The following is a 254-nucleotide window of genomic DNA, read 5'->3' as shown; positions in this document are numbered from 1 at the left end:
AATTCAGGATGCCTGCGGACAAAATAGATGCAGAAGAGGCATTGGAAAAGTACGGACTTGATTCCGTTATGATTATCAATATGACGAATGAGCTTGAAAAACATTTCGGCGCGCTCTCAAAAACGCTGTTATTCGAATATCAGACTGCGGCAGAATTGTCACAGTATTTCGTTGAGGAGCACAGGGATACTCTTCTTCATAAACTCCGGTTAGGAGAAAGCGGGAGCGGCACCCCATCTCAGAAGAAAAAAGAT

The 254-nt window shown here is 43.7% G+C and carries 1 protein-coding gene; it reads left to right on the top strand.

Translation table 11 applies throughout. From position 1 onward, the window contains the following. The coding region (locus SB660_RS22160) for an acyl carrier protein (RefSeq protein ID WP_410584620.1) at positions 1-254 on the top strand (254 nt) is incomplete at both ends.

The sequence above is a fragment of the Bacillus sp. SIMBA_005 genome, assembly GCF_046535585.1.
Classification (GTDB): Bacteria; Bacillota; Bacilli; order Bacillales; family Bacillaceae; genus Bacillus; species Bacillus pumilus.
The sequence above is the reverse complement of the archived record's forward strand: the minus strand, read 5'-3'. Positions and strand labels throughout refer to the sequence as shown.